Genomic DNA, 21,350 nt, shown 5'->3' on the forward strand with positions numbered 1-21,350 from the left:
CCGCCGTAAAAGGCGGGCCGTTGAGCGCTACAGGTGCTTCAAGAGCTTTTGCAGTTTGGTCAGATCGCTGGAGTCGCCGACCAGGCGAACGTCGCCGTTCATCATGCCGTGCAGAAATGCCTGCTGGGTCGGCTTTTTGAGAATCCTGAGCGCCGCGTCCTGATCGCGAAAGCGCAGCTCTAGATTCAGATCGATTGGTAGGCCCTTACCGGTGTCTATGCCCTTGGGCGTCATCCGGTAATAGCGCGCCGTGTCCAGATCTTCGGTAGCGATGCCCCAGTCCAAACCGCGCATCCGCTCGAGCTGCTCCTTGAAGCGCGGCTTACGCCGCAGCGCTCGCTTGAGCAACAAGCCCAGTAGCCACAGCGCAAGCCGGAGTTTCATTAGGAGACGGCGTCCTTGAGCGCTTTACCGGGCTTGAACGCCACGTTCTTGCTGGCTGGAATGTTCAGCGGCTGGCCGGTTTGCGGGTTTTTGCCGGTGCGGGCGGCGCGCTCGCGTACGGTGAATGTACCAAAGCCGATCAGGGCAACGTCTTCGCCTTTCGCCACGCTGTTGGTGATTTCGTCGAGAATGACGTTCAGCACTTGGCCCGCCTTGTCCTTGGACAGGTCGGCGTTATCGGCGATGGCAGCGGCCAGGTCAGGTTTGCGCATAAAAGGGGTCTCCCTGATAGAAAAAATAAGCGTAACGCTTATGAGTGCGATTGAAAACGAACGAGTGTTTTAATTTCTCGGCTCAAGCCCGGTGCCGGGCTCGAGCGCCACTGCGTTGCGATTTAGCCTAGCAGCGCGGGTACTGCTCTGGAAAGCTCCACTTTCCTTTTGACCGCCCCGCCTGTCAACGCAAACCCGACTAATTGACCATCTTTATCATCGGCCAGCGCCGTCAACGTATCGCCTTCGCCCTCGATGCGCCACTGGGCGACCGGGCCGACCGGTGGGTAGGCCACCACGGGCAAAAGCGGCGTTTTCACCACCACCGGCCAGGCGCCGAGGCGCACACGGGTCGGCTGGCCGGTGAGGGTGGCGGCCAGCGCCTTGATGCTGGCCTGAAGGGGCTGGACGTACATGGCGTTGACGCCGTCTATGCATGCCACATCGCCCAAGGCGTAAATGCCGGCGTGGGAGGTCGCCAGCGTACGGTCGACATGAATGCCGCTCTCGCTGACGTCGAGCCCCGCCTCGCGCGCTAGCGCGCTTCGCGGGGCAAGGCCGGTGGCCATCAGCACCGCATCGACGTGTTGGGTGTCGCCGCTGTCAAGCGTTAAGGCAATGTCGTCGTGCTCGGCGGCGGCGGCGGCGGCGCGGCTCACCGTGCGGCCCAACGCCAGTTTGATACCGCCGGCCTCGAAAGCGCGGCCCAAAGCCTGACTCAGCGGTACCGGCAGAAGGCGCGGCAGCGGCGTGGCCTCCGGGGCGATCAGCGTGACCTGGTGGCCGCCGGCGAGCAGGTCGTTGGCGAATTCGCAGCCCACGAGCCCCGCGCCGACAACGGCTACCCGCGCGGGCCCTGACGCCAGGGCGGCGTGAAAGCGGCGGTAGTCGTCCAGGTCGTTGACGCTGAAAAAGCGCTCGGAAAGCCCAGCGGGAATGTCGAAGGCGTTTCGCGGGCCGGCGCCGGTGGCCAGCACCAGCGCCTCGAAGCCCACATGCTCGCCGTCTTCGAGGGTCGCCCGGCGGCGGCCGCTATCGATAGCGACGGCGTGAGTATTCGATAACAGCGTGGCGTCGAGCTCGTCGGCGACGCTGGCGGCGCTTTTTTTGGCAAGCTTCTCCGGTGTCAGGCGCTTGCCAAAGCCCGTCGAGAGCAGCGGCTTGCTGTACTCATCGCCGCTATCACCGCTTACCAGGGTGATTGAGCGGCTGTCACCCAATCTTCGCAGCTCGCGGGCCAGGCCGATACCGGCCATGCCGGTACCGATGATGAGCAGATCCACCGGCGCATCGGTTTGAGAGAAAGAGTCGGCCATGCCTTCACCAGACGTTGGAATTCGAGGGCTCGAGACGCGGATGTTCTCGAGAAAAGCGCGTTGGGCCATCATGTTACACTAGCTTTTATGACTTGACCGCTCTGGAGGTCGCGTGGCGACACACACTCAGCAGGTAGCGCTTTTTCCGTGCTGGCAACCCGTTTCGGCGCTGCGTCCGGCCATGAGCGCGCCCTGGTGGCGGTGGGTCGCCTCCACCGATTCGCTGACCGCACGGCTGATCGCGGCGGGTGCCCCCGGTGCGTTTCGGGTGCGGCTGCTCCGCCAGGGCGTCGGCGTACCCGAGCGCGACGAAGCGCGGGCGCTCGGCCTTGCTCCGCGCCGGCTTGCCTGGTGTCGTGAGGTGGCGCTGTGCGTGAATGGCGCGCCTTGGGTCGTGGCTCGCTCGGTGGCGCCGCTGTCGCAGCTCCAGGGGCTGCACCTCGAGCGTTTGGGCGAGCGCTCGCTGGGTAGCTGGCTGTTTCGCCAGCCGGGCCTTAAGCGCGGCGCGCTTTATGCCACCGGCCAGCGTCCGGCGTTCGCTCATCGCCAGGCGCCGGAGCTTTCGAGCGTCTGGGCGCGGCGTTCGATCTTCTACCACGGCGGGCTGTCGCTTTTGGTGCAGGAAGCGTTTTTATCGACCATGGCGTATGAACCCGATCTGGCTTCGCGCTAAGCTGGGCGCGCGTTTTATCTTCGAGAGGTAAGCATGGACCGTTCTCTGCTGCGCCCGACCGGCTGGTCCCGGGCGGGTGATTTCATCACGCTGATGCGCCTTGATCGGCCCATCGGGACCTGGCTTTTGATGTGGCCCACGCTTTGGGCGCTGTGGATCGCCGCCGAGGGGGTGCCGGGGCGCGGGGTGCTGTTGATCTTTATCGCCGGCGTCTACTCCATGCGCGCGGCCGGGTGCGTGGTGAACGACTACGCCGATCGCCACTTCGACGGCCACGTCAAACGCACCAAAAACCGGCCGCTGGCCACCGGGCGCATCGGCGAAGCCGAAGCCAAGGTACTGTTCATCGCGCTGGTGGCGGTGTCGTTCATTTTGGTGCTGTTGACCAACTGGTTTACCGTGTTGCTGTCGGTGGGCGGGCTTTTGCTTGCCGCCACGTATCCGTTCATGAAGCGCTATACCCACTTTCCCCAAGTGGTGCTCGGTGCGGCGTTCTCCTGGGCGATCCCCATGGCCTTTGGCGCGGTTCTTGGCCACGTGCCGCTCATGGTGTGGGTGCTTTTTCTGGCCAACGTGCTGTGGACCATCGCCTATGACACCCAGTACGCCATGGTGGACCGCGACGACGACTTGAAGATCGGCATCAAATCCACCGCGGTGCTGTTTGGCCAGGCCGACCGGCTCATTATTGGTCTGCTGCAAGCAGCCACGCTGTTACTGCTGGCCTGGGTAGGGTGGGCCGTCAACCTGGGGGGCTTTTTCTGGCTGGGCCTGGTGGCCATGGCGGCCACCTTCGTGCATCAGCAGCGCCTGATCGTTCACCGCGAGCGCGCGGCGTGCTTCCAGGCGTTTTTGAACAATCACTGGTCGGGGCTTTTGCTCTTCGCCGGGCTCGTCTTGAGCTTTTGGCCGGTCACGGGCTAAGGTGGCGACAGTCGGTGTCATAAAACTGTCACTCGCTCATGGTGTGATTGTCACCGATATGTCATCGACCACTTCGCCTGGACACCGTGAGGCCCGACCATGACCGCCAAAACCGTTTTGATCGTCGACGATGAAGCGCCGATTCGCGAGATGATCGCGGTGGCGCTGGAGATGGCGGACTATCGCGTGCTCGAAGCCGATAACGCCCAGGATGCCCACGCGCTGGTCGTCGACAACCAGCCGGATCTGCTGCTGCTCGACTGGATGATGCCCGGTACCAGCGGCATCGAACTGGCCCGCCGCCTCAAGCGCGAAGAGGCCACCGCCGAGCTTCCGATCATCATGCTCACCGCCAAGGGAGAGGAAGACAACAAAATCCAGGGGCTCGAGGCCGGCGCCGACGACTACATTACCAAGCCGTTCTCTCCCAGGGAGCTGGTCGCGCGCCTTAAAGCGGTACTGCGCCGTACGACACCGCGCGGCATGGAAGATCCTGTGGAGATCAACGGCCTGCTGCTCGACCCGGTAAGCCATCGGGTCAGTGCTCACGGCAAGGCGCTCGACATGGGGCCGACCGAGTACCGCCTACTGCAATTTTTCATGACCCACCAGGAGCGCGCCTATACCCGCAGCCAGCTGCTGGATCAGGTATGGGGCGGCAACGTCTACGTCGAAGAGCGCACCGTGGACGTTCACATTCGCCGCCTGCGCAAGGCTTTGGGCGATGCCCATCAGAACCTGATTCAGACGGTGCGCGGCACGGGCTACCGCTTCTCTGCCCGGGGCTAACGCGTGCACCTGTGGAGCCGGGAACTCTGGCGAATCGCCTGGCTTGCCACGCTCGGTATCATCATGGGCTGGCTGTTTGGCGCGCCGGGGTTTGGCCTCGCCGCCGGGCTCGGGGTGTGTCTTTTCTACCACCTGCGCCAGCTACGCGCGCTTTACCTGTGGCTGACGCTGACGCCAAGTGAAGAGCCGCCTGCCGGCCCCGGGCTCTGGGGCGAGCTTCTGGACCGTCTCTACCGCTACCAGAAAAGTCAGCGCATCACCCAGGGCCGCCTCAGAGCTACCCTTGCGCGTATTCAGGAGTCGTCGGAGGCGATGCGCGACAGCGTGGTCATGCTCGACCGTCACGGTGATTTGGAGTGGTGGAACAGCGCCGCCACGCAGATGATGGGGCTTCAAACCGCCCATGACCGCGGCCAGCACATCACCAATTTGCTGCGCGACCCCGCTTTTGTGCGTTACTTCTCATCCCGCGAATATAGTGAGCCCCTAACGCTCACCTCGCCCATCGACGAACGGCGCATTCTCGAGTATCAGATCACGCTTTACGGCGACGATGAGCGGCTTTTGATGGCGCGTGATATCACTCGGCTACACCGGCTGGAGCAGATGCGCCAGGATTTCGTCGCCAACGTCTCCCACGAGCTGCGCACACCCTTGACCGTACTCTCTGGCTATCTGGAAACCTACAGCGATCTGAGCGATCAGTTGCCGCCAAGGCTTGGCCGCAGCGTCGCTCAGATGCAGGCGCAAACCCTGCGCATGCAGAATCTGGTCGACGACTTGCTGCTGCTTTCGCGCCTCGAGATCGATCAGGGCGGCAAGGATCATCAGCCGCTGGCGCTAGGCCCGCTGCTGGAAAGCGTGTGCCAGGACGCTCGGGCGCTTTCTGGCCAGCAGCATGAAACGCCCCAGCAGATCACGCTCGAGATCGAAAGTGACGCGCGGCTGATCGGCAGCGAGCAGGAGCTGCGAAGTGCGGTGTCCAACCTGGTATTCAACGCCGTGCGCTACGCCCCGGGGGGCAGTACGATTACGCTTCGCTACGCCGAGCTCGCCGAAGGTGGGGCCTGTCTCGAGGTCAGCGACGACGGCCACGGCATCGACCCGGTGCATATTCCACGGCTGACCGAGCGTTTTTATCGCGTCGACAAGGGCCGCAGCACGGCCACTGGCGGTACCGGTCTTGGGCTTGCCATCGTCAAGCACGTGCTGCTTCGCCACGACGGGCGGCTTTCGATCGAAAGCCGCCCGGGCCTGGGCGCGACCTTTTGCTGTATTTTTCCCGCCGCTCGCCTGAGCTGACCCTATCTCAAAATAACGCTTGTACAAGTGTGTCAATATGGCATGAAAGAGTGGTACAGCTTCGCGCATGTGCCATTTTTAGTCACTATAGAGGCGTTAATCAGTCTAAATAAATCCCCTTGTACAGGTCTTGTAATATTTTATGTTATTGATTTTAAATGTTTTTAACTTTTAATTTGATTTATGGCACAGGCTCTGCAAAGCTTTAAGCAAGAAAGACAGCTGCTTCAAAGTAGTCCGCCGTAAGGCACTCTTTCTTACTTTAAGCGGTACCACAGCAATTCAGGAGGTGGAATATGATGTCCAAGGAGCTACTCAAGAAAGCTGGTGTCGTAGGTATTGCGTTTGGTCTGTTGGCAAGCCCGATGGCCTTTGCAGATACTACTGATCACCCGTCTATCGATGAGAACCAGGACAGCATGGTCGAGCAGGATGGTACGCAAGATCATGGCGTCAATATGAACACCAACGAGAGCCCTGACTACACACAGGAAGAGCTCACGACCGATCACCATACTCAAGGCCCGAACGACGAAACGATCGGCGAGCCTGATTCCATGGGTACGGCCCCGGATTCAGTAGGCGAGACCGATGAAGGTGCTGAAATGTCACCGGAAGAAGTCGTCGAGAAAAATTCCGAGTCCTAAGCAAACGCTTTAAGTAACATTTGTTTGCAATTTCGGTACAAAGTATTACGCTTACGGAGTGAGCAAAAGAAGGGGCAAGGATGTCCCATTGCACGGATGCTCACCGATTCAAGGAATGAATCAAGCGAAGATCAAAACGTTTGTCAGGGTAGATTCCAAGGTTGGAGACCCGCACAAGGATTGGAAGCTTACGTTACGTATCGAAATCGCTAAACTAGATCCAGACCCCGCCCTTTGCGGGGTCTAATTTTTTGTGGGTACTTTTTTTGTTGAGGGTAATGGCGGGTTTTCATTTTAGGTAGTAGCAAGGCCCCCAGCGCTTGGGAAACCGCAAGGCGTTTGACCGTAAGCCGCTTTTAACGAGCAGGCAGTCTTTCAAGATCACGGTAGTGCGCGTCCCACATCAACACGGCTCCGGCGACCGCCCCTGGCAGCAGGAAAAGATTGGCCAGCGGTATCCAGGTAATCAGCGTGACCAGGCCCCCGTAACTCATGCTGGGCCACCAGCGCGCGCTCAGCCGTCGGCGCATCTCCTTAAAGCTCACCTTGTTGTTATCCATCGGATAGTCCAGATAGGTGATCGCCATCACCCACGCGGAAAACAGCGCCCATAAAAAGGGGGCCGCCAGGTTGAGCCCGGGAATCCAACTGAATACGAACAAAAGCGCGACCCTGGGCAGGATGTAGCGCAGCTTGACGAGCTCGCGGCCCACCGCGTCGAGCGCCGTTTTACCCAAACCGCGATCATCCAGCGGCTCGACGCCGGTCGCGGTGCGCTCCACGCGCGCGGCGAGAAACCCGTAAAACGGCGCGGCGATAAAATGGGTCACCAGCGTGAAGGTGAAAAAGATCGCCACCAGCAGGCTCAAAACGAACAGCGGCCAAAGCAGCCAGTCGAGCCAATCAAGCCAGGTGGGAATGCTTGCCATGGCATGGTCCAGCCAGCCGGAAAAACGCCGTGCGGTGAAGCTTGCAAGGCCGATGTAGACGATCAGATTGATGAGAATGGGGAGAAAGACGTAGCGCCGTTGCCCCTTTTGATACACCAGGCGCAGCCCCTGGCTCAGTGCGGAAACCGCAGTCAGCATGGTTGATCCTTTCGCAATACGCCCGACGAAAAGCGTGGGTTAAGAAGCCGGGCGTATTGCAGAATCAACGCGCTAAAAGGTCAAGGCTTTTTTAGCATCTGCTGGTCGACGCTGTCCGGCGCGCTGTGGCGAATATCGAGCCCCTTGACGAGGTAAACCACGTACTCGGCCAGGTTGTTGGCGTGATCGCCCACGCGCTCCAGCGCCCGCAGCACCCACATGATGCTGAGTACCGGCGTGATCGAGCGCGAATCCTCCATCATGAAGGTCATCAGCGAGCGCATGGCGCTACCGTACTCGTCGTCAACGGATTCGTCCTCGCGCACTACCTGCATGGCAAGCTCGGTATCGAAGCGGGCAAAGGCGGTGAGCGCATCGCGCAGCATCTTGCGCACGTGCTCGCTGATGTGGCGCACCTCGACCAGGCCCCGCACGGTGCTGGCGTTTTCCGAAAGGAGCAGCGCGTTGCGGGCGATTTTGCTCGCTTCGTCGCCGATACGCTCGAGATCCGAGGTGGCACGAATCACCGCCAGCACCAGGCGCAGATCCGATGCCGCCGGCTGACGCCTGGCCAGCACGCGGGTGCACTCCTCGTCGATCTGCAGCTGCAAATCGTTGACCTGGCGGTCGTTGTCGCGCACTTCTTCGGCCAAGTGGCTGTCGTTTTCCAGCAGCGCGTGTACGGCGTTTTGCACCTGTTTTTCGACCAGTCCGCCCATGGCCATCAGGTGGGTTTTTAGCTCCTCGAGCTCCTGATTGAACTGGCGCGAAATATGCTGGCTATGGGTATCGCTTGTAATATCCATCGAGCCCTCCTGAGGGTCGGGTGGGTCAAATGACCCGGCCGGTAATGTAGTTTTCGGTACGCGGTCGTTGGGGGTTGGTGAACACCTGATCGGTCGGGCCGTACTCGACGAGCTCGCCGCTGTGTAGAAAGGCGGTGTAGTCGGATACCCGCGCGGCCTGCTGCATGTTGTGGGTCACCAGAATCAGCGTTAGCTCGTTTTTGAGATTGCGTATCAGCTCCTCGATCTTGAGCGTGGAGATCGGGTCCAGCGCCGAGGCCGGCTCGTCGAGCAGCAGCACTTCCGGCTTGACCGCCAGCGTGCGCGCGATCACCAGTCGCTGCTGCTGGCCGCCGGAGAGCTGCCACGCCGAGCGGTGCAGCTGATCCTTTACTTCGTCCCACAGCGCGGCGGCGCTCAGCGCCCATTCGATGATGTCGTCGCGCTGGCGCTTTGGCAGGCGCCGCTCTAGGCGCAGGCCGAACGCCACGTTCTCGTAGATCGACATCGGGAAAGGGTTGGGGCTTTGAAACACCATGCCGACCCGGCGGCGAAGCTCGCTGACATTGAGATTCGGCGCGTGAATGTCGTCGCCTTCAAGCTGAATACGGCCCTGGTGCACCGCGTTTTCGTTGAGATCGTGTAGCCGGTTGAACGCGCGCAAAAGCGACGACTTGCCACAGCCCGACGGCCCGATGAACGCGGTCACCCGGTGGCGCGGCACCTCAAGGGTGAGCGCCTTGAGCGCCGGCTTGTGGCCGTAGGCCAAGCTAAACGCTTCGACGTTCAGGCAGCGCTGCTCGGCGGGAAAGGTGACCACCGGCGGCGCGGCATTCAGGGGCGCGTTCATGACTCTCCTCGCTGTCGGCGTAAATAATGACGCAGGAATATGGCAGTTAGGTTAAGCACCAGCACGATCAGCACCAGCAACAGCGCCGTGGCGTAGACCAGCGGGATCGCTGCCTCGACGTCGTCGCCGTGAAAGGCGCTGTCAAATAGATGATAGCCAAGGTGCATGAACTTGCGCTCGAGGTGCAGGTAGGGAAACTCCGCGTCCAGCGGCATTTGCGGGGCGAGCTTGGCCACGCCTACCAGCATCAGCGGCGCTACCTCGCCGGCGGCGCGGGCCACCGCGAGGATCACGCCGGTCAGCATAGCCGGGGTCGCCATGGGCAGCACGATGCGGGTGAGCATCTCCAGCCGCGTAGCGCCCAGCGCCACGGCGCCTTCGCGCTGGGCGTCGGGAATGCGCGCAAGCCCCTCTTCGGTCGCCACGATCACCACCGGCAGGGTCAGAAGCGCCAGCGTCAGCGACGCCCATAAAAGCCCGCCGGTACCGAAGGTAGGCGAGGGCAGGGCGTCGTCGAAAAACCACTGATCAAGCGAGCCGCCCACCCCATAAACGAACACCCCCAAGCCAAACACGCCGTAAACGATCGAGGGGACGCCGGCGAGGTTGCGCACGCCGATGCGCACTAGCCGGGTCAAGCGGTTCTGGTGGGCGATCTCGTTGAGATAAACCGCCGCCAGCACGCCAAAGGGGGTCACGATCACCGACATCAGTATCACCATCAACAGCGTGCCGAAAATCGCCGGCCACACGCCGCCGCCGGTATTCGCCGCCCGCGGGCCTTCGCTGAGAAAGCGCCACACGCCCTGGCCCCAAATCGCGGTTTTTTCCCCTATCGAGAGTGCATTCGGCGCCACGAACGTATTCACCCCGGAAAGCGGCTGAACGAGCCCGCGCCCGCTCGGTGAAAGCAGCACCAGTTCGCCCGGGCGCTCGGAAGGTGGCAACGCAAGCAGCTGGCTAATGCGATCAAAAGCCGCGTCGCCGGTGAGGCGCTCGCCGTCGAGCTCCAGCGCGATCAATCGCCCGATGAAGTCCCCCCAGGGGCTGCGCTCCAGGCGAATCACGTCTGCCGGGGTCGCCGCGCTTACGATCTCGTCAACGCCGACCCAGCGCCAGTCGGCGCCGGTCAGTTCCCGATTGCCGGTGAAGTAGAGCCGCTCGGTGGCGCTGCCGGTGGGCATCGGCGCCTCGCGCAGCGGCTGGCCGATCATTTGCTCGCCGGAGCGCAGCGTCAGCTCATCGAGCGTTGCCGGCCAGAAGTGGCCAAGCCCCTTGACGGTTAAAAGCGTCAGTAGCGTGGCCAGCATGAACAGCGACAGCGCCACGCACCCGGCGCAGAGCCAAGCCCAGAGCGCGTCGCCGGGCCACCGGCGGCGGTGAGACGTGCGCGACATCAGGCGCCTCCCAGCCGCTGATAGCGGCGGCGCAGGCGCTGGCGGACGACCTCGGCCAAGGTGTTGACCAAAAAGGTGAAGAGAAACAGTACCAGCGCCGCGAGGATCAAGAGGTGATAGGTCTGACTGTCCGGCGGCGCCTCGGGAAGCTCGATGGCGATCGCCGCGGAAAACGAGCGTAGACCCTCGAAGGGGCTGGCGCTCATCAGCGCGGTGTTGCTGCTCGCCATCAGCACGATCATGGTCTCGCCCACGGCGCGTCCGGCGCCGATCATTACCGCCGAGAAAATGCCCGGCCCGGCCATTGGCAGCGCCACTTTCCAAAGCGCCTGCCAGCGGCTGGCGCCGAGCGCCTGGGCGCCTTCCATCAGCGGTTTGGGAATATCGTAAAGCGCGTCCTCGGCCAGCGAATAGACGCTCGGGATAATCGCAAAGCCCATCGCCAGCCCGACGATCAGCGTGTTGCGAGTGGTGTAGTCGATGCCAAAGCGCCGATCCAGAAACGTGGCCAGGTCGCTACCCAGCCACTGCTGCTCCAAAATCGGCGCCGCCCAAAGCACCAGCGCCGCCGTGGCGGCAATCCAGGGCAGCAGCCAAAGCCCCGCGCTTTCAAGCGCCAGCGCCCGGCGCAGCGCCTTCGGCGCCAGGTGCCATAGAATGCCAGCAAGGCCCGCCGACAGCGGCAGCCACAGTAACAGCGCAAGGGTGCTTGCGAGATGACGCTCGACCCAGGGCGCCAGCACCAGCCCGGCGACGAACCCGATTACCACGCCGGGCACCGCTTCCATCAGCTCGAGACTCGGTTTGATGCGCGCGCGCAGCCGGTCGGTCATGAACAGCGCAGAAAAAATCGCCGCGCCCAGCGCCACCGGCACCGCCAGTACCAGCGCGGCGATGGCCGCCTTGAGCGTACCCCAGGCCAGGGGCGAAAGCTTCTCAAGCGAAAGCGTGTCGAAATGGGTCAGAAGCGGCAGCGTCTCCCACACCAGAAACACGCCGATGGCAAGAATCGCCAGCAGCACGCCGATGCCCGCTGCGGTGATCAAGCCGGTGGCGATTCGATCCTTGAGCGTTCGAAGCGACGAGGGGTCCGGGGAAGGTGGCGTCATAACGACATCATAAAAGGGAGCAAGAGGGTATCGGTATGCCAACGAGGCATCCGCCATTGACTAGCGTAGGTCATTTTCATGTCAGTTTTGTGACACCTCGAGCGCTTCGTCCGCCAAGGGCACGAACCCCGCCGCGCGCACGATCTGCTGGCCCTCATCGGACAGGATCAGTTCGATGAAGGCGCGCTCGGCGGGCGGCAGCGGCGTGCCCGGCGCTGCGTTTACGTACAGGTATAAATTGCGCGCCAGCGGATACTCGCCGCTTTGAATCGTCTCCGGGGTTGGGTCGATGGCCTCGCCTTCGGCGTTGATCAGGGCCAGCGCGCGAACCATCGGTGTCAGGTGATGATAGCCGCTGTAGCCCATGGCATTCGGCGCGCTGCCCACGGCGGCGATGACCGCCGAGGAGCCAGGGTATTCGCTGATGTCTGCGCGAAAGCGCCCGCCACACAGCGCGCGCTGGCGAAACAGATCGAACGTGCCGGAGGCCTGGTTGCGCCCGTGCAGCGCCACGTGACCAAAGGGCCAGTCGAGCGGCGGGGGGAGGTCGTCCCAGCGGCGAATCGGCGCCTCGCCGCCGCAGGCCAGCGTACTGGAGAAAAGGGCGTCCAGGGTTTGCCGCGTGATCGCGCGCAGCGGATTGTGGCGATGCACCACCACCACCAGCGCGTCCCGGGCGACACGAAGCTCCCGGGGCGGGTAACCGTAGCGCTGCTCGAAGCGTTCGCGCTCGGCGCGGCTCAGCGGGCGCGACATCGGCGCCAGGCGCGTGGTACCCGCCACCAGCGCCGCCGCGGCAATGGAGGAGCCGCCGGCCTGTAGCTGCATGGTGATGCCCGGATGGCGCACGGCCAGCGCCTCCCCCCAGCGCAGCACCAGGCTCGCCATGGTGTCCGAGCCGGTCGCGCCCAGGGTGCCGGTGAGCGGCGCCGCCCCGACAGCGGGCGTGGCGAGCCACAAAAGCCCGCCCATAAGAAGCGCTGCGACGATCCTGGCGGGCCTGCTCCTGGGACTCTTCAAACGCACCACCTCTTGTGATTAACTGACGCCGTTGAGTAACACATCATCGTTACCCTTTCCTGTTACAAACATACGTCACCACGATATGTCACGCGACATTCGACAACAACAAGCCCTCGAAGCGACCCGACTATGACACCCCTTGAACACGATCTGGACGACGTGCCCGCCCCGCTTGGGCAGCTCACGTTGAAGCTACTGGCGTCGCGCCAGGATACCAATCTTTATGGCGATATCCCCGGCGGCTGGCTGGTCAATCAAATGGACCAGGCCGCGGAGCTTGCCGCCGGGCGCGAGGCCGGCGGGCGCACCGCGACGGTGGCGATCGAATCGATGGATTTTTTGAGCCCGGTGCGCGTGGGCGCCACCGTCAGCGTTTACACCCAGGTCAAGGAGATCGGCCACAGCTCGATCAAGATCGACGTCGAGGTGTGGGTGCGTCCGCCCCAGGGGCGTACCCTCGAAGAGCGCCAGAAAGTGACCGAGGCGCGCTTCGTAGTCGTCGCCCTCGATGACAACGGCCGCATTCGCGCGGTGCACGGCGACTCGCACGCTTAACGCTGCGGCCACTTCTGGCGGCAAAAACGATGAAAGGGCGCCTGGGCGCCCTTTCGCTTGCATCATCGATAGTGAGAATGACTTCTTGCGCTACGCGCCGATGCTGTCGCGGCCCTTGAAGTAGGCGTACTCGCCGATGTCGCTGAATGGGCGCATCAGCTGCTGGAACGCGGAGTAGGACTCGTAGACGCGGCGCGACTGTTCGTCGTTTTCGGTCTGAGTCTGAATCACCTCGCGGGTGGCGTCATAAAGCGCCTGCATGACATCGTCCGGGAAGGTGCGAAGCTCGACGCCGTGCTCGTCGACCAGCGTTTCCAGCGCCTGAGCGTTGTGGAAGGCGAACTCGGTGAACATGGCCAGATTCGATGCCCGCGCCGCTTCGCGAATGACCGCCTGCAGATCTTCCGGCAGCTCGTTCCAGGCGTCCAGGTTGATGAAGCTCTCGACCAGCGCGCAGGGCTCGTTCCACACCGTGGTGTAGTAGTAGTCCGCCACCTGGTGTAGGCCGAAGGCCAGGTCGTTGTAGGGGCCGACCCAGTCCGCGGCGTCGAGCACGCCGGTTTGCAGTGATGTGAAGATTTCCGAGCCCGGCAGGGTCACGGTGCTCACGCCGATGGCATTCATCGCTTCACCGGCAAGACCTGGCAGGCGCAGGCGGAGGCCCTGCATGTCGTCGAGCGAGTTGATCTCTTTTTTGAACCAGCCGGCCATCTGCGGGCCGGTGTTGCCCACGGCGAAGGGCTTGAGGTTATGGTTGGCATACACCTCGTCCCACAGCTCCTGGCCGCCGCCGTGGTAGATCCAGGCGTTCATTTCGGTGGTGGTCATGCCAAACGGCACGGCGGTGAAAAACTGCGACGCCGCGACCTTGCCGCGCCAGTAGTAGGGCGTGGAGTGGCCCATTTCGGCGGTACCGGCGGAAACCGCGTCGAACACCTCGAGGGCCGGCACCAGCTCGCCGGCGCCGTGCACGCGAATGCGCATGCGACCGTTGGAAAGCTCCTCCACCCGGCGGGCGAAGTCGTTGGCGCCGGTGCCGAGGGCCGGGAAGTTCTTCGGCCAGGAGGTGACCATGTCCCAGGTATAGGTTTCCTGAGCCTGGGCGGTACTCACAAAGGGAGCGGCGGCGACACCGGCGGCCCCGAAGCCGGCGGTCTTGATAAATTGGCGGCGTTGCATGAAAGAGTTACTCCGACATGAATCGTTTTTATAAGTGCACCTAAGCGCAAGCATCATTAGCGAGTATGCGCCAATCCGCTTTTATTGGGCAAGTTAGCCTAAAGGGGGGTGAGCTTGGCAAAGCCCAGCACCAGCCACTTGTCGCCTTCGCCTTCGAAGCTCACCTGCACCCGCGCCCGCGCGCCCTGGCCTTCGGCGTTAAGAATCATGCCTTCGCCGAACACCGGGTGGCTAACGCGCTGGCCGATGTGTAGCTCCGGAAGCTCGCCTTCGGACTCGATGGAGGTTTGGGCGTAGCTGGGGCGCGCTTGCGCGGTCACCGGGCGTGAGACGTGGCCGCGCAGGCGTACCTCTTCCAATAGGTGCGGTGGCAGCTCGCGCAAAAAGCGCGACGGGCGCGGAAACACTTCCTTGCCGTGCAGCCGCCGCGTTTCGGCGTGCGTCAAATAGAGCTTCTGCATGGCGCGGGTCACGCCCACATAGCAAAGCCTGCGTTCTTCTTCCAGGCGCCCCGGTTCTTCGACGGACATCTTGTGCGGGAAAAGCCCCTCTTCGACGCCGGCGATGAACACCACCGGAAACTCCAACCCCTTGGCGGAGTGCAGCGTCATCAGCTGGACGCTATCCTCGAACTCCTCGGCTTCGTGGTCGCCGGCGTTGAGCGCGGCCTCGGACAGAAACGCCTCCAGCGCGGTCATGCCTTCACCGGCTTCCGGGGTCTCGAAGGCGTCGCCCTGGGTGAAGGCTCGCGCCGCGGTGACCAGCTCCTCGAGGTTTTCCACCCGCGCCTGGCCCTTCTCGCCACGCTCGCTCTTGTGATGCTCGATGAGCCCGGTATGGGCGATCACATGATCGATGATCTCGTAGAGCGTAAGACCCGCGGCGTCGTTGTCGAGCTGCTCGATCAGGTTGGTGAAATTTTGCACCGCGTTGCCCGCGCGACCTTTCAGCGTGCCGTCGCCGAGGGCGTCGTGCAGCGCCTGCCAGAGCGACACGCCTTCAAGGCGCGCGCGGTGGCGCACGATTTCGACGGTGCGCGTGCCGATGCCGCGGGTAGGCACGTTGATCACCCGCTCCAGCGAAGCGTCGTCGTCGCGGTTGAGTAAAAGACGCAGGTAGGCCAGGGCGTTTTTGATCTCGAGGCGCTCGTAGAAGCGGTGGCCGCCGTAGATGCGGTACGGCATGCCCTGGCGGATCAGCGTCTCCTCGATCAGCCGCGACTGGGCATTGGAGCGGTACAAAATCGCCACGTCGCGCCGGTTGACGCCCTCATCGACGTGCTCCTTGATGGTATCGACGATGTAGCGCGCCTCTTCCAGGTCGTTGAAGCCGGCGTAGACCGAAATCGGCTCGCCTTCGACGCCGTCGGTCCAGAGGTTTTTACCCATGCGCTCGCTGTTGTGACTGATCAGGGCGTTGGCCGCATCCAGAATCGCGCTGGTAGAGCGGTAGTTCTGCTCCAGACGCACGGTATGGGTTTGCGGAAACTCGTCCTCGAAGCGACGAATGTTCTCGATCTTCGCCCCGCGCCAGCCGTAGATCGACTGGTCGTCGTCGCCCACCGCGGTCATCGGCGTCTGCATGCCGGTCAGAAGCTTGAGCCAGGCGTACTGCAGCGTGTTGGTATCCTGAAACTCGTCGACCAGCACGTGGCCGAAGCGCTCGCGGTAGTGGTTCAAAAGCGCCGGGTTGTCGCGCAGAAGCTCCAGACTTCGAAGCAGAAGCTCGCCGAAATCGACCAGGCCGCCGCGCTCGCAGGTGAACTGGTAACGCTCGTAGAGCTCGACCATCTGGCCGAGATAGCCGTCGCCATCGACGTTGACCTGATGCGGGCGAAGCCCCTCTTCCTTACAGCCGGAAATGAAGCCCTGCACTTGGCGCGGCGGAAAGCGCTCGTCGTCGACGTTGTAATCTTTCAATAGCCGCTTGACCAGGCGCAGCTGGTCGTCGGAATCGATGATCTGAAAGTTTTGGGGGAGCTTGGCATCCTGCCAGTGGGTGCGCAGAAGCCGGTGGGCGATGGAGTGGAAGGTGCCCACCCAGACATGACGCATCGAGATGCCCAACAGCGCCTCGAGGCGGGTGCGCATCTCGCGCGCGGCCTTGTTGGTAAACGTCACGGCGAGCAGCGCGTAGGGCGAGAGGCCTTCGGCCTGCATCAGCCAGGCGATGCGATGCACCAGCACCCGGGTCTTGCCCGAGCCCGCGCCGGCGAGCACCAGAAGGTTGCCCTGGGGGGCGCTGACCGCCTCGCGCTGAGCAGGGTTGAGCTGATCGAGAATCGCCGTTACGTCATCCATGGTCGCCGCTGCCGGTTTGCAAATGGGCGGCTAGTTTAGCACAGCCCCGCCACTGGACGACCATACAGTGGCGCGGGCAGTTTGCTCAGCCCTCTTCCGGGTAGCGCAGGGTGTTCAGGCTCTTCTTCACCGCCTTCAACTGTTCGGCGAGCTTCGGCCCGCGGGTTTTGGCAACGCCGACGGCCAGCACGTCGATCAGCACCAGATGCGCGATGCGCGAGCTCAAGGGCGTGTAGATCTCGGTGTCCTCGTGAACGTCGATGTAAAGCGGCAGGCTCACCTCGTCTGCCAGCGGCGACTCACTCGGGCAGAGCCCGATCACCGTAGCGCCGGCCTCGCGCGCCAGGCGTACGCTCGCCACCAGCGCCCGGGTGCGCCCGGTCTGCGAGATCGCCACCACTACGTCGCCTTCCTGCAAGGTGACCGCGGACATGTTCTGCATGTGCGGATCGGCGTAGGCCGAGGTCGAGATCTGCAGACGAAAGAACTTGTGCTGGGCATCGAACGCCACCGCCCCGGAAGCGCCGAAGCCGTAGAACTCCACCCGGTTGGCCATCGCGAGTGCATTCACTGCCTTACCCAGCGCGTCGTTGTCGAGCCGGTCGCGCACCGACAGAAGCGTTCCCACGGTGGAGTCGAAAATGCTGTGGGAGAACTCCGCCACCGAGTCGCTATCGTTCATCGAGAACTGGGCGAACTGGCTGCCCGAGGCGAGCATCTGCGCCAGTTGAAGCTTGAAGTCCTGAAAGCCGTTGCAGCCCAGCGCCCGGCAAAAGCGCACCACCGTAGGCTCGCTGACGCCCGCTTCGGTGGCGAGATCCACGATGCGCATGTGGATCACTTCGTCAGGGTTTCGCAGCACGAACCGGGCGACCTTTTGCTCGGAGCGGCGAAAGTGCTCCATGCGGCGTCTCATTTCATCGAACAGGGCGCGACTCACGGTGAGCTCCTTGATAGTCAGGGCACGGCCTGGGGCCGTTGGCGTTTGCGACAGTATGCCTGAACCCGGTGCGCTGCGCGCCCCGGCTCATTAGGCTAATTGATAGCGTTTAAAGGCCGTTGGCCTCTTTCTTCCTGAGCCGTCATCATTTTGTCAAGTAGGTTATAGTAATAAGTGTCGTGCCGCACTGCATCATTGCTTTCGCCGTCACGGATGCAGGTGGACAAGTGCTTATTCACCCAAGGGAGCATCGATGATGAAAAACGTCGAACGACTGACGTCGCTTAAAAACGAGCTGCTCGATATATTCATGGGAATGGAAGTCGACGAACACACCAAACGCCGCCAAAGCGCCGCCCAGCGCAACTTGCGCGCCCGACGCGGCATCGAGCTGCATCGCGAATCACAGAAGCTGTCGCGCGCGATCGCCCCGCTGGCGGACGACGAGGAGTTCCCGCCTAGCGCGCTCCATTGAGCCTCGGCCGATCGAAACATCGCCGCGTTAACGCGCGGCCATAAAAAAGGCCCTGCCATTGGCAGGGCCCTGAGCTGGTCAAAACATCGCCGCGGTTTAAATGAAGCCCGCCACGAAGACCACGATCACGCCAGTGGGCGCGACATATTTGGTCAGCAGATTCCACAGGCTGTAGTCGTACACGTCCATACCGAGTTCGCTACGCGACTCCTCCTTGTCCAGGCAAAGCGAGTAGAACACGATCGCCCCTAGCCCGGTCAGCGGCAGCAGAATTTTGCCTGTGAAGGTGTCGAGCAGATCGAAGATGTTAAGCCCGAACAGCAGCACGCCGTCCCATACGTTGAACGATAAAAGTGCGGCCACGCCGACCAGCCAGACCGCCGCGGCGCTGGCAAGCGTAGCGCCCAGTCGGCCAAGGGCGGTGCGCTCCTCGAGTGTTTCCACCACCGGCTCTAACAGAGAAATCGCCGAAGTGAGGGCAGCAAAGGTCAAAAGCAAAAAGAACCCCAACCCCAGCAGGCTACCGCCAAGGATGTTGCCGAAGGCGATGGGCAGCGTCACGAAGATAAGACCGGGGCCGCTGGAGGCGTCCAGGTCGGTCGCGAACACGATCGGGAAGATGGCAAGCCCGGCCAACAGCGCGATGGCGGTGTCCAGAATGATCACTGTACGGGCGGTGCCGAGCAGGTTGACGTCTTCACCCAGGTAGGAGCCGTAGGCCATCATGATGCCCATACCGAGCGACAGGGTGAAAAACGCCTGCCCCATGGCCGCCAGCATGACGCTGCCGTTGAGCGCACTCCAGTCCGGGCTGAACATAAACGCAAACGCCTCGCCGAAGGCGCCGCTCACCGCGCCGTAGCCCACCAGCACCAGCAGCAGCACGACCAGCGCCGGCATCAGCAAGCGCGCTGCCGCTTCCAGCCCCTTGGTCACGCCGCGAGCTACGATACCCACCACCAGCACCATGAACAGCGTGTGCCAAATGAGTAGCGACCCTGGGTTACCCAGTAGCGCATTAAAAGCCGCTTCGCTCGTTTCCGCGTTTTGACCACTGAAGGCGCCGGTCACCGAGTTCAGCGTGTAGTTGAGCGACCAGCCGCCTATCACGCTGTAAAACGACAGGATCAAAAACGCCGCCAGTACACCGCTGACTCCCACCATGGCCCAGCCGCGCGAGCGGCCGTGACGCTTGGCAAGCTCCGCCATGGTGTTGATCGGATTTTTCTGACCGCGCCGGCCGATCATCCACTCCGCCACCAGAATCGGAAGCCCCACCAGCGCAACGCAGGCCAGATAGACCAGTACGAACGCCGCGCCGCCGCTCTCTCCCGTGAGATACGAAAAGCGCCAGATATTCCCAAGACCTACCGCAGACCCCGCGGCGGCCAACACGAAGCCCATCTTCGAGGACCACTGTGCGTGTGCCAGTTTTGCCATACATCACCCAGGTGTTCAGTTTGTAGTATGCGTTTGCGCGCTTCGTCGAGCTCGGCCCTGCCAGGGGCAGACCGAAAGTACGCGCAATTTATAGGAACGCGGCGCGCCATGCCAGCCGCTGAGGCTCAGTTTGATGAGCAAAACAGCATGAAACAACCCATGCTAGAAAAGCGGTGCCTGGGTTTCGCCGGGAAAGGGCGCAAGAGGCGCCAGAGAAGCGTGTTCGTTCAAGGCGTTATAGAGCCGTCGCGCCATCTGCGGCGAGGCGCGATTATCCGCGGTATGCACAAACAAGAAAGGGGTTTTCCCCTGATTTATCCACAGGTTGATTCGCGATATCCAGGGGTCGAAGTAGCGGCTATTGATCGCTTTGTCAATATGTCCAATGAAGCGAATGACCGGCGCATTTCCCGTGGAAAGCACGTGTAGCGGGAGTTTCGGCTTTTCCTGCTGCGCGTGGGCCAAGCCCTCGTGGCCGTTGGGCGGGGTGGAGAACACCGGGCGAACATCCAGCATCACACGGTTGGCACCAAAAGTTATCAACAATTGGTTGAGTGCCTTTTCCGCCTCACCCTTGTGGAAAAACAAGGGGTGGCGCACCTCGACGGCGCAGGGCAAATGCGCCGGCCACCCGGCGAGCAGCGCCTCCAATCGGGGTAGCTCCTCGGGGCCAAAATCTCGCGGAAGCTGAACCATGGTCGGGCCCAGTCGGTCGTGCAGCGGCGTAAAGGCCTCGAGAAAGCGCCATGCCTCGTCCAGCCGCGTCAGGCGCTGTTCGTGGGTGACGCGGGCGGGAAGCTTCAGGCAGAAGCGAAAATCGCTCGGCGCCTGGCGCGCCCAGGAAGCGATGGTCTCCGCCTTCGGCGCGCCGCTATAAAACGTGGTGTTGCCCTCAACGGTCGAAAACACCGCCGCGTAGTCGCTCAACAGCTCGGTTTTCGCGTGGCGCGCATAGAGGCTGCCCTGCCAATCCTGATTGGCCCACATCGGCAAGCCCAGGTAGAACGGGCGCGACGTTTGCGCTGGCGCTCGTCTAATCGCCAAAGCGTGCAAGCTCGGCACAACGTAACAGAAAAGATGCGGATGGCATGGCGGCGCTTAACTCGCAATCGAGGTGCGTATCTGCGCGGCCTTTTGCTGCAACAGCGGCAGGTACTCTTCGAGCAGCGTCGGCATGTCGATGCGCGCCGCGTTGGTGCTAATATTGATCGCGCCGAGCAGCTGACCGCTGGCGTTGAAGGCGGGCACTGCCAGCGAGCGCAGCCCGGAATCCAGCTCCTGGTCGGCGATGGCGTAGCCCTGCTCACGAACGGAGTCGATACGCTGCTTGAGCGCGTGTTTATCCACAACGGTCTTGTCGGTGTGGCGTGAAAGCTCGATACGCTCGAGATATGCTTCCAGCGCCGGCTCGGATAGCTGCGCCAGCAGCACGTGGCCCATCGAGGTATAGGCGGCGGGCAGGCGGGTACCCACGGAAAGCGTGATCGCCATGAGGCGATGCGGGGCGGCAGAGCGCGCCACGTAGATCACCTCGTCGCCGTCGAGCTGACCCAGCGACGAGGACTCGCCGGTCTGCGCGGTGATATCTTCCAGGAACTGCTGGATGACGCTACGATAATTGTTCGCCGAGAGAAACGCATAGCCCAACTGCAGCACCTTCGGGGCCAGCTCGAAATAGCGCTGATGCTTTCGCACGTAGCCAAGCGCGTGCAGCGTGAGCAGAAAGCGGCGCGCCTTGGCCCGGTTCATGCCGGTACGCGCGGCGACCTCGCTCAAGGTCATGCGCGAATGGGCGTCGTCGAAGGCGAGAATGACGTCCAGCCCGCTGGAGAGGGCGGAGACGAAATCACGGCTATTCGGCGTGAGCGTATCTTCCTGTAAAGCGTCTTTCATAATGAATCA

22 protein-coding genes are annotated in these 21,350 nt (G+C 62.5%); 7 read left to right on the plus strand and 15 right to left on the minus strand.

Features of this window, described 5'->3' with window-relative positions; all coding sequences use genetic code 11:
• Nucleotides 1-27: 27 nt before the first annotated feature.
• The 3 genes from ACGLWX_RS10730 to ACGLWX_RS10740 all read right to left on the minus strand — a co-directional run bounded on the left by ACGLWX_RS10730 (nucleotide 28) and on the right by ACGLWX_RS10740 (nucleotide 1,972).
• Nucleotides 28-384: a hypothetical protein gene (locus ACGLWX_RS10730; protein ID WP_396239640.1), complete on the minus strand. Its 357-nt coding sequence runs from the start codon at nucleotides 382-384 to the stop codon at nucleotides 28-30.
• Nucleotides 384-656, minus strand: coding sequence for an HU family DNA-binding protein (locus ACGLWX_RS10735; protein ID WP_252107991.1), 273 nt, complete (start codon nucleotides 654-656; stop codon nucleotides 384-386). The genes ACGLWX_RS10730 and ACGLWX_RS10735 overlap by 1 nt, the downstream gene beginning before the upstream one ends.
• A 122-nt stretch (nucleotides 657-778) precedes the next feature.
• Nucleotides 779-1,972 (minus strand): NAD(P)/FAD-dependent oxidoreductase, encoded by a 1,194-nt coding sequence (locus ACGLWX_RS10740; RefSeq protein WP_396240039.1) that lies wholly within the window; start codon nucleotides 1,970-1,972, stop codon nucleotides 779-781.
• 112 nt (nucleotides 1,973-2,084) lie between these two features.
• On the opposite strand from ACGLWX_RS10740, the gene ACGLWX_RS10745 reads away from it, so the two are divergent.
• The 5 genes from ACGLWX_RS10745 to ACGLWX_RS10765 all read left to right on the plus strand — a co-directional run bounded on the left by ACGLWX_RS10745 (nucleotide 2,085) and on the right by ACGLWX_RS10765 (nucleotide 6,307).
• A complete protein-coding gene (locus tag ACGLWX_RS10745; RefSeq protein WP_396239642.1) occupies nucleotides 2,085-2,645 on the plus strand; it encodes a chorismate--pyruvate lyase family protein in 561 nt (186 codons plus the stop codon).
• Between the two features lie 33 nt (nucleotides 2,646-2,678).
• The gene (gene ubiA / locus ACGLWX_RS10750; RefSeq protein WP_396239644.1) at nucleotides 2,679-3,569 is read left to right on the plus strand and encodes a 4-hydroxybenzoate octaprenyltransferase; all 891 of its coding nucleotides are present in this window, start codon (nucleotides 2,679-2,681) and stop codon (nucleotides 3,567-3,569) included.
• A gap of 99 nt (nucleotides 3,570-3,668) precedes the next feature.
• Nucleotides 3,669-4,358 carry a phosphate regulon transcriptional regulator PhoB gene (phoB, locus tag ACGLWX_RS10755; RefSeq protein ID WP_252107994.1) on the plus strand — a complete coding sequence of 230 codons (690 nt, stop codon included), beginning with the start codon at nucleotides 3,669-3,671 and terminating at the stop codon, nucleotides 4,356-4,358.
• Between the two features lie 3 nt (nucleotides 4,359-4,361).
• Nucleotides 4,362-5,660, plus strand: a complete 1,299-nt coding sequence (gene phoR / locus ACGLWX_RS10760; protein ID WP_252107995.1) for a phosphate regulon sensor histidine kinase PhoR — start codon at nucleotides 4,362-4,364, stop codon at nucleotides 5,658-5,660.
• Between the two features lie 296 nt (nucleotides 5,661-5,956).
• The gene (locus ACGLWX_RS10765; protein ID WP_252107996.1) at nucleotides 5,957-6,307 is read left to right on the plus strand and encodes a hypothetical protein; all 351 of its coding nucleotides are present in this window, start codon (nucleotides 5,957-5,959) and stop codon (nucleotides 6,305-6,307) included.
• 356 nt (nucleotides 6,308-6,663) lie between these two features.
• Here ACGLWX_RS10765 and cysZ read toward each other — a convergent pair whose 3' ends face one another.
• From cysZ to ACGLWX_RS10795, 6 genes are all read right to left on the minus strand, one after another.
• Nucleotides 6,664-7,395 (minus strand): sulfate transporter CysZ, encoded by a 732-nt coding sequence (cysZ, locus tag ACGLWX_RS10770; protein WP_396239646.1) that lies wholly within the window; start codon nucleotides 7,393-7,395, stop codon nucleotides 6,664-6,666.
• An 80-nt stretch (nucleotides 7,396-7,475) separates the two neighbouring features.
• Nucleotides 7,476-8,201: a phosphate signaling complex protein PhoU gene (gene phoU / locus ACGLWX_RS10775; protein WP_252107998.1), complete on the minus strand. Its 726-nt coding sequence runs from the start codon at nucleotides 8,199-8,201 to the stop codon at nucleotides 7,476-7,478.
• 25 nt (nucleotides 8,202-8,226) lie between these two features.
• Complete coding sequence (gene pstB, locus ACGLWX_RS10780) at nucleotides 8,227-9,030, minus strand: phosphate ABC transporter ATP-binding protein PstB (protein WP_252107999.1); 804 nt, start codon at nucleotides 9,028-9,030, stop codon at nucleotides 8,227-8,229.
• Entirely contained in the window at nucleotides 9,027-10,427 is a 1,401-nt protein-coding gene (gene pstA, locus ACGLWX_RS10785; RefSeq protein ID WP_396239648.1) for a phosphate ABC transporter permease PstA, read from the minus strand. Before pstA ends, pstB begins: the two co-directional genes overlap by 4 nt.
• Entirely contained in the window at nucleotides 10,427-11,536 is a 1,110-nt protein-coding gene (locus ACGLWX_RS10790; protein ID WP_396239650.1) for an ABC transporter permease subunit, read from the minus strand. Before ACGLWX_RS10790 ends, pstA begins: the two co-directional genes overlap by 1 nt.
• Before the next feature lie 81 nt (nucleotides 11,537-11,617).
• Complete coding sequence (locus tag ACGLWX_RS10795) at nucleotides 11,618-12,562, minus strand: PstS family phosphate ABC transporter substrate-binding protein (RefSeq protein ID WP_396239652.1); 945 nt, start codon at nucleotides 12,560-12,562, stop codon at nucleotides 11,618-11,620.
• Nucleotides 12,563-12,688: 126 nt separating this feature from the next.
• Between ACGLWX_RS10795 and ACGLWX_RS10800 the strand changes: the two genes are divergently transcribed.
• Nucleotides 12,689-13,114 (plus strand): acyl-CoA thioesterase, encoded by a 426-nt coding sequence (locus tag ACGLWX_RS10800; protein ID WP_252108002.1) that lies wholly within the window; start codon nucleotides 12,689-12,691, stop codon nucleotides 13,112-13,114.
• A gap of 90 nt (nucleotides 13,115-13,204) precedes the next feature.
• Here ACGLWX_RS10800 and ACGLWX_RS10805 read toward each other — a convergent pair whose 3' ends face one another.
• From ACGLWX_RS10805 to hexR, 3 genes are all read right to left on the minus strand, one after another.
• Nucleotides 13,205-14,293, minus strand: coding sequence for a TRAP transporter substrate-binding protein (locus ACGLWX_RS10805; protein WP_396239654.1), 1,089 nt, complete (start codon nucleotides 14,291-14,293; stop codon nucleotides 13,205-13,207).
• A 98-nt stretch (nucleotides 14,294-14,391) separates the two neighbouring features.
• Complete coding sequence (uvrD, locus tag ACGLWX_RS10810; protein WP_396239656.1) at nucleotides 14,392-16,593, minus strand: DNA helicase II; 2,202 nt, start codon at nucleotides 16,591-16,593, stop codon at nucleotides 14,392-14,394.
• 85 nt (nucleotides 16,594-16,678) lie between these two features.
• Nucleotides 16,679-17,533: a transcriptional regulator HexR gene (gene hexR / locus ACGLWX_RS10815; RefSeq protein ID WP_252108005.1), complete on the minus strand. Its 855-nt coding sequence runs from the start codon at nucleotides 17,531-17,533 to the stop codon at nucleotides 16,679-16,681.
• Nucleotides 17,534-17,789: 256 nt separating this feature from the next.
• Here hexR and ACGLWX_RS10820 point away from each other — a divergent pair, with 256 nt between their 5' ends.
• On the plus strand, nucleotides 17,790-18,008 hold the full coding sequence (locus ACGLWX_RS10820; protein ID WP_252108006.1) for a PA3496 family putative envelope integrity protein: 219 nt from the start codon (nucleotides 17,790-17,792) through the stop codon (nucleotides 18,006-18,008).
• A 96-nt stretch (nucleotides 18,009-18,104) separates the two neighbouring features.
• Here the strand turns inward: ACGLWX_RS10820 and ACGLWX_RS10825 are convergent, their stop codons facing one another.
• From ACGLWX_RS10825 to ACGLWX_RS10835, 3 genes are all read right to left on the minus strand, one after another.
• Nucleotides 18,105-19,448 (minus strand): sodium-dependent transporter, encoded by a 1,344-nt coding sequence (locus tag ACGLWX_RS10825; RefSeq protein WP_396239658.1) that lies wholly within the window; start codon nucleotides 19,446-19,448, stop codon nucleotides 18,105-18,107.
• A gap of 162 nt (nucleotides 19,449-19,610) precedes the next feature.
• Entirely contained in the window at nucleotides 19,611-20,435 is an 825-nt protein-coding gene (locus ACGLWX_RS10830) for a DUF72 domain-containing protein (RefSeq protein ID WP_396240041.1), read from the minus strand.
• A gap of 111 nt (nucleotides 20,436-20,546) precedes the next feature.
• Entirely contained in the window at nucleotides 20,547-21,341 is a 795-nt protein-coding gene (locus tag ACGLWX_RS10835; RefSeq protein WP_396239660.1) for an IclR family transcriptional regulator C-terminal domain-containing protein, read from the minus strand.
• Between the last annotated feature and the right edge of the window lie 9 nt (nucleotides 21,342-21,350).

This window comes from Halomonas sp. HMF6819 (assembly GCF_044335525.1).
Taxonomy (GTDB): Bacteria; Pseudomonadota; Gammaproteobacteria; order Pseudomonadales; family Halomonadaceae; genus Vreelandella.

Coding starts and splice junctions, on each gene's coding strand:
- ACGLWX_RS10730 (WP_396239640.1), bottom strand. CDS start 384: ATGAAACTCCGGCTTGCGCTGTGGCTACTGGGCTTGTTGCTCAAGCGA.
- ACGLWX_RS10735 (WP_252107991.1), bottom strand. CDS start 656: ATGCGCAAACCTGACCTGGCCGCTGCCATCGCCGATAACGCCGACCTG.
- ACGLWX_RS10740 (WP_396240039.1), bottom strand. CDS start 1,972: ATGGCCGACTCTTTCTCTCAAACCGATGCGCCGGTGGATCTGCTCATC.
- ubiA (WP_396239644.1), top strand. CDS start 2,679: ATGGACCGTTCTCTGCTGCGCCCGACCGGCTGGTCCCGGGCGGGTGAT.
- phoB (WP_252107994.1), top strand. CDS start 3,669: ATGACCGCCAAAACCGTTTTGATCGTCGACGATGAAGCGCCGATTCGC.
- ACGLWX_RS10765 (WP_252107996.1), top strand. CDS start 5,957: ATGATGTCCAAGGAGCTACTCAAGAAAGCTGGTGTCGTAGGTATTGCG.
- cysZ (WP_396239646.1), bottom strand. CDS start 7,395: ATGCTGACTGCGGTTTCCGCACTGAGCCAGGGGCTGCGCCTGGTGTAT.
- phoU (WP_252107998.1), bottom strand. CDS start 8,201: ATGGATATTACAAGCGATACCCATAGCCAGCATATTTCGCGCCAGTTC.
- pstB (WP_252107999.1), bottom strand. CDS start 9,030: ATGAACGCGCCCCTGAATGCCGCGCCGCCGGTGGTCACCTTTCCCGCC.
- pstA (WP_396239648.1), bottom strand. CDS start 10,427: ATGTCGCGCACGTCTCACCGCCGCCGGTGGCCCGGCGACGCGCTCTGG.
- ACGLWX_RS10790 (WP_396239650.1), bottom strand. CDS start 11,536: ATGACGCCACCTTCCCCGGACCCCTCGTCGCTTCGAACGCTCAAGGAT.
- ACGLWX_RS10800 (WP_252108002.1), top strand. CDS start 12,689: ATGACACCCCTTGAACACGATCTGGACGACGTGCCCGCCCCGCTTGGG.
- ACGLWX_RS10805 (WP_396239654.1), bottom strand. CDS start 14,293: ATGCAACGCCGCCAATTTATCAAGACCGCCGGCTTCGGGGCCGCCGGT.
- uvrD (WP_396239656.1), bottom strand. CDS start 16,593: ATGGATGACGTAACGGCGATTCTCGATCAGCTCAACCCTGCTCAGCGC.
- ACGLWX_RS10820 (WP_252108006.1), top strand. CDS start 17,790: ATGAAAAACGTCGAACGACTGACGTCGCTTAAAAACGAGCTGCTCGAT.
- ACGLWX_RS10825 (WP_396239658.1), bottom strand. CDS start 19,448: ATGGCAAAACTGGCACACGCACAGTGGTCCTCGAAGATGGGCTTCGTG.
- ACGLWX_RS10830 (WP_396240041.1), bottom strand. CDS start 20,435: ATGTGGGCCAATCAGGATTGGCAGGGCAGCCTCTATGCGCGCCACGCG.
- ACGLWX_RS10835 (WP_396239660.1), bottom strand. CDS start 21,341: ATGAAAGACGCTTTACAGGAAGATACGCTCACGCCGAATAGCCGTGAT.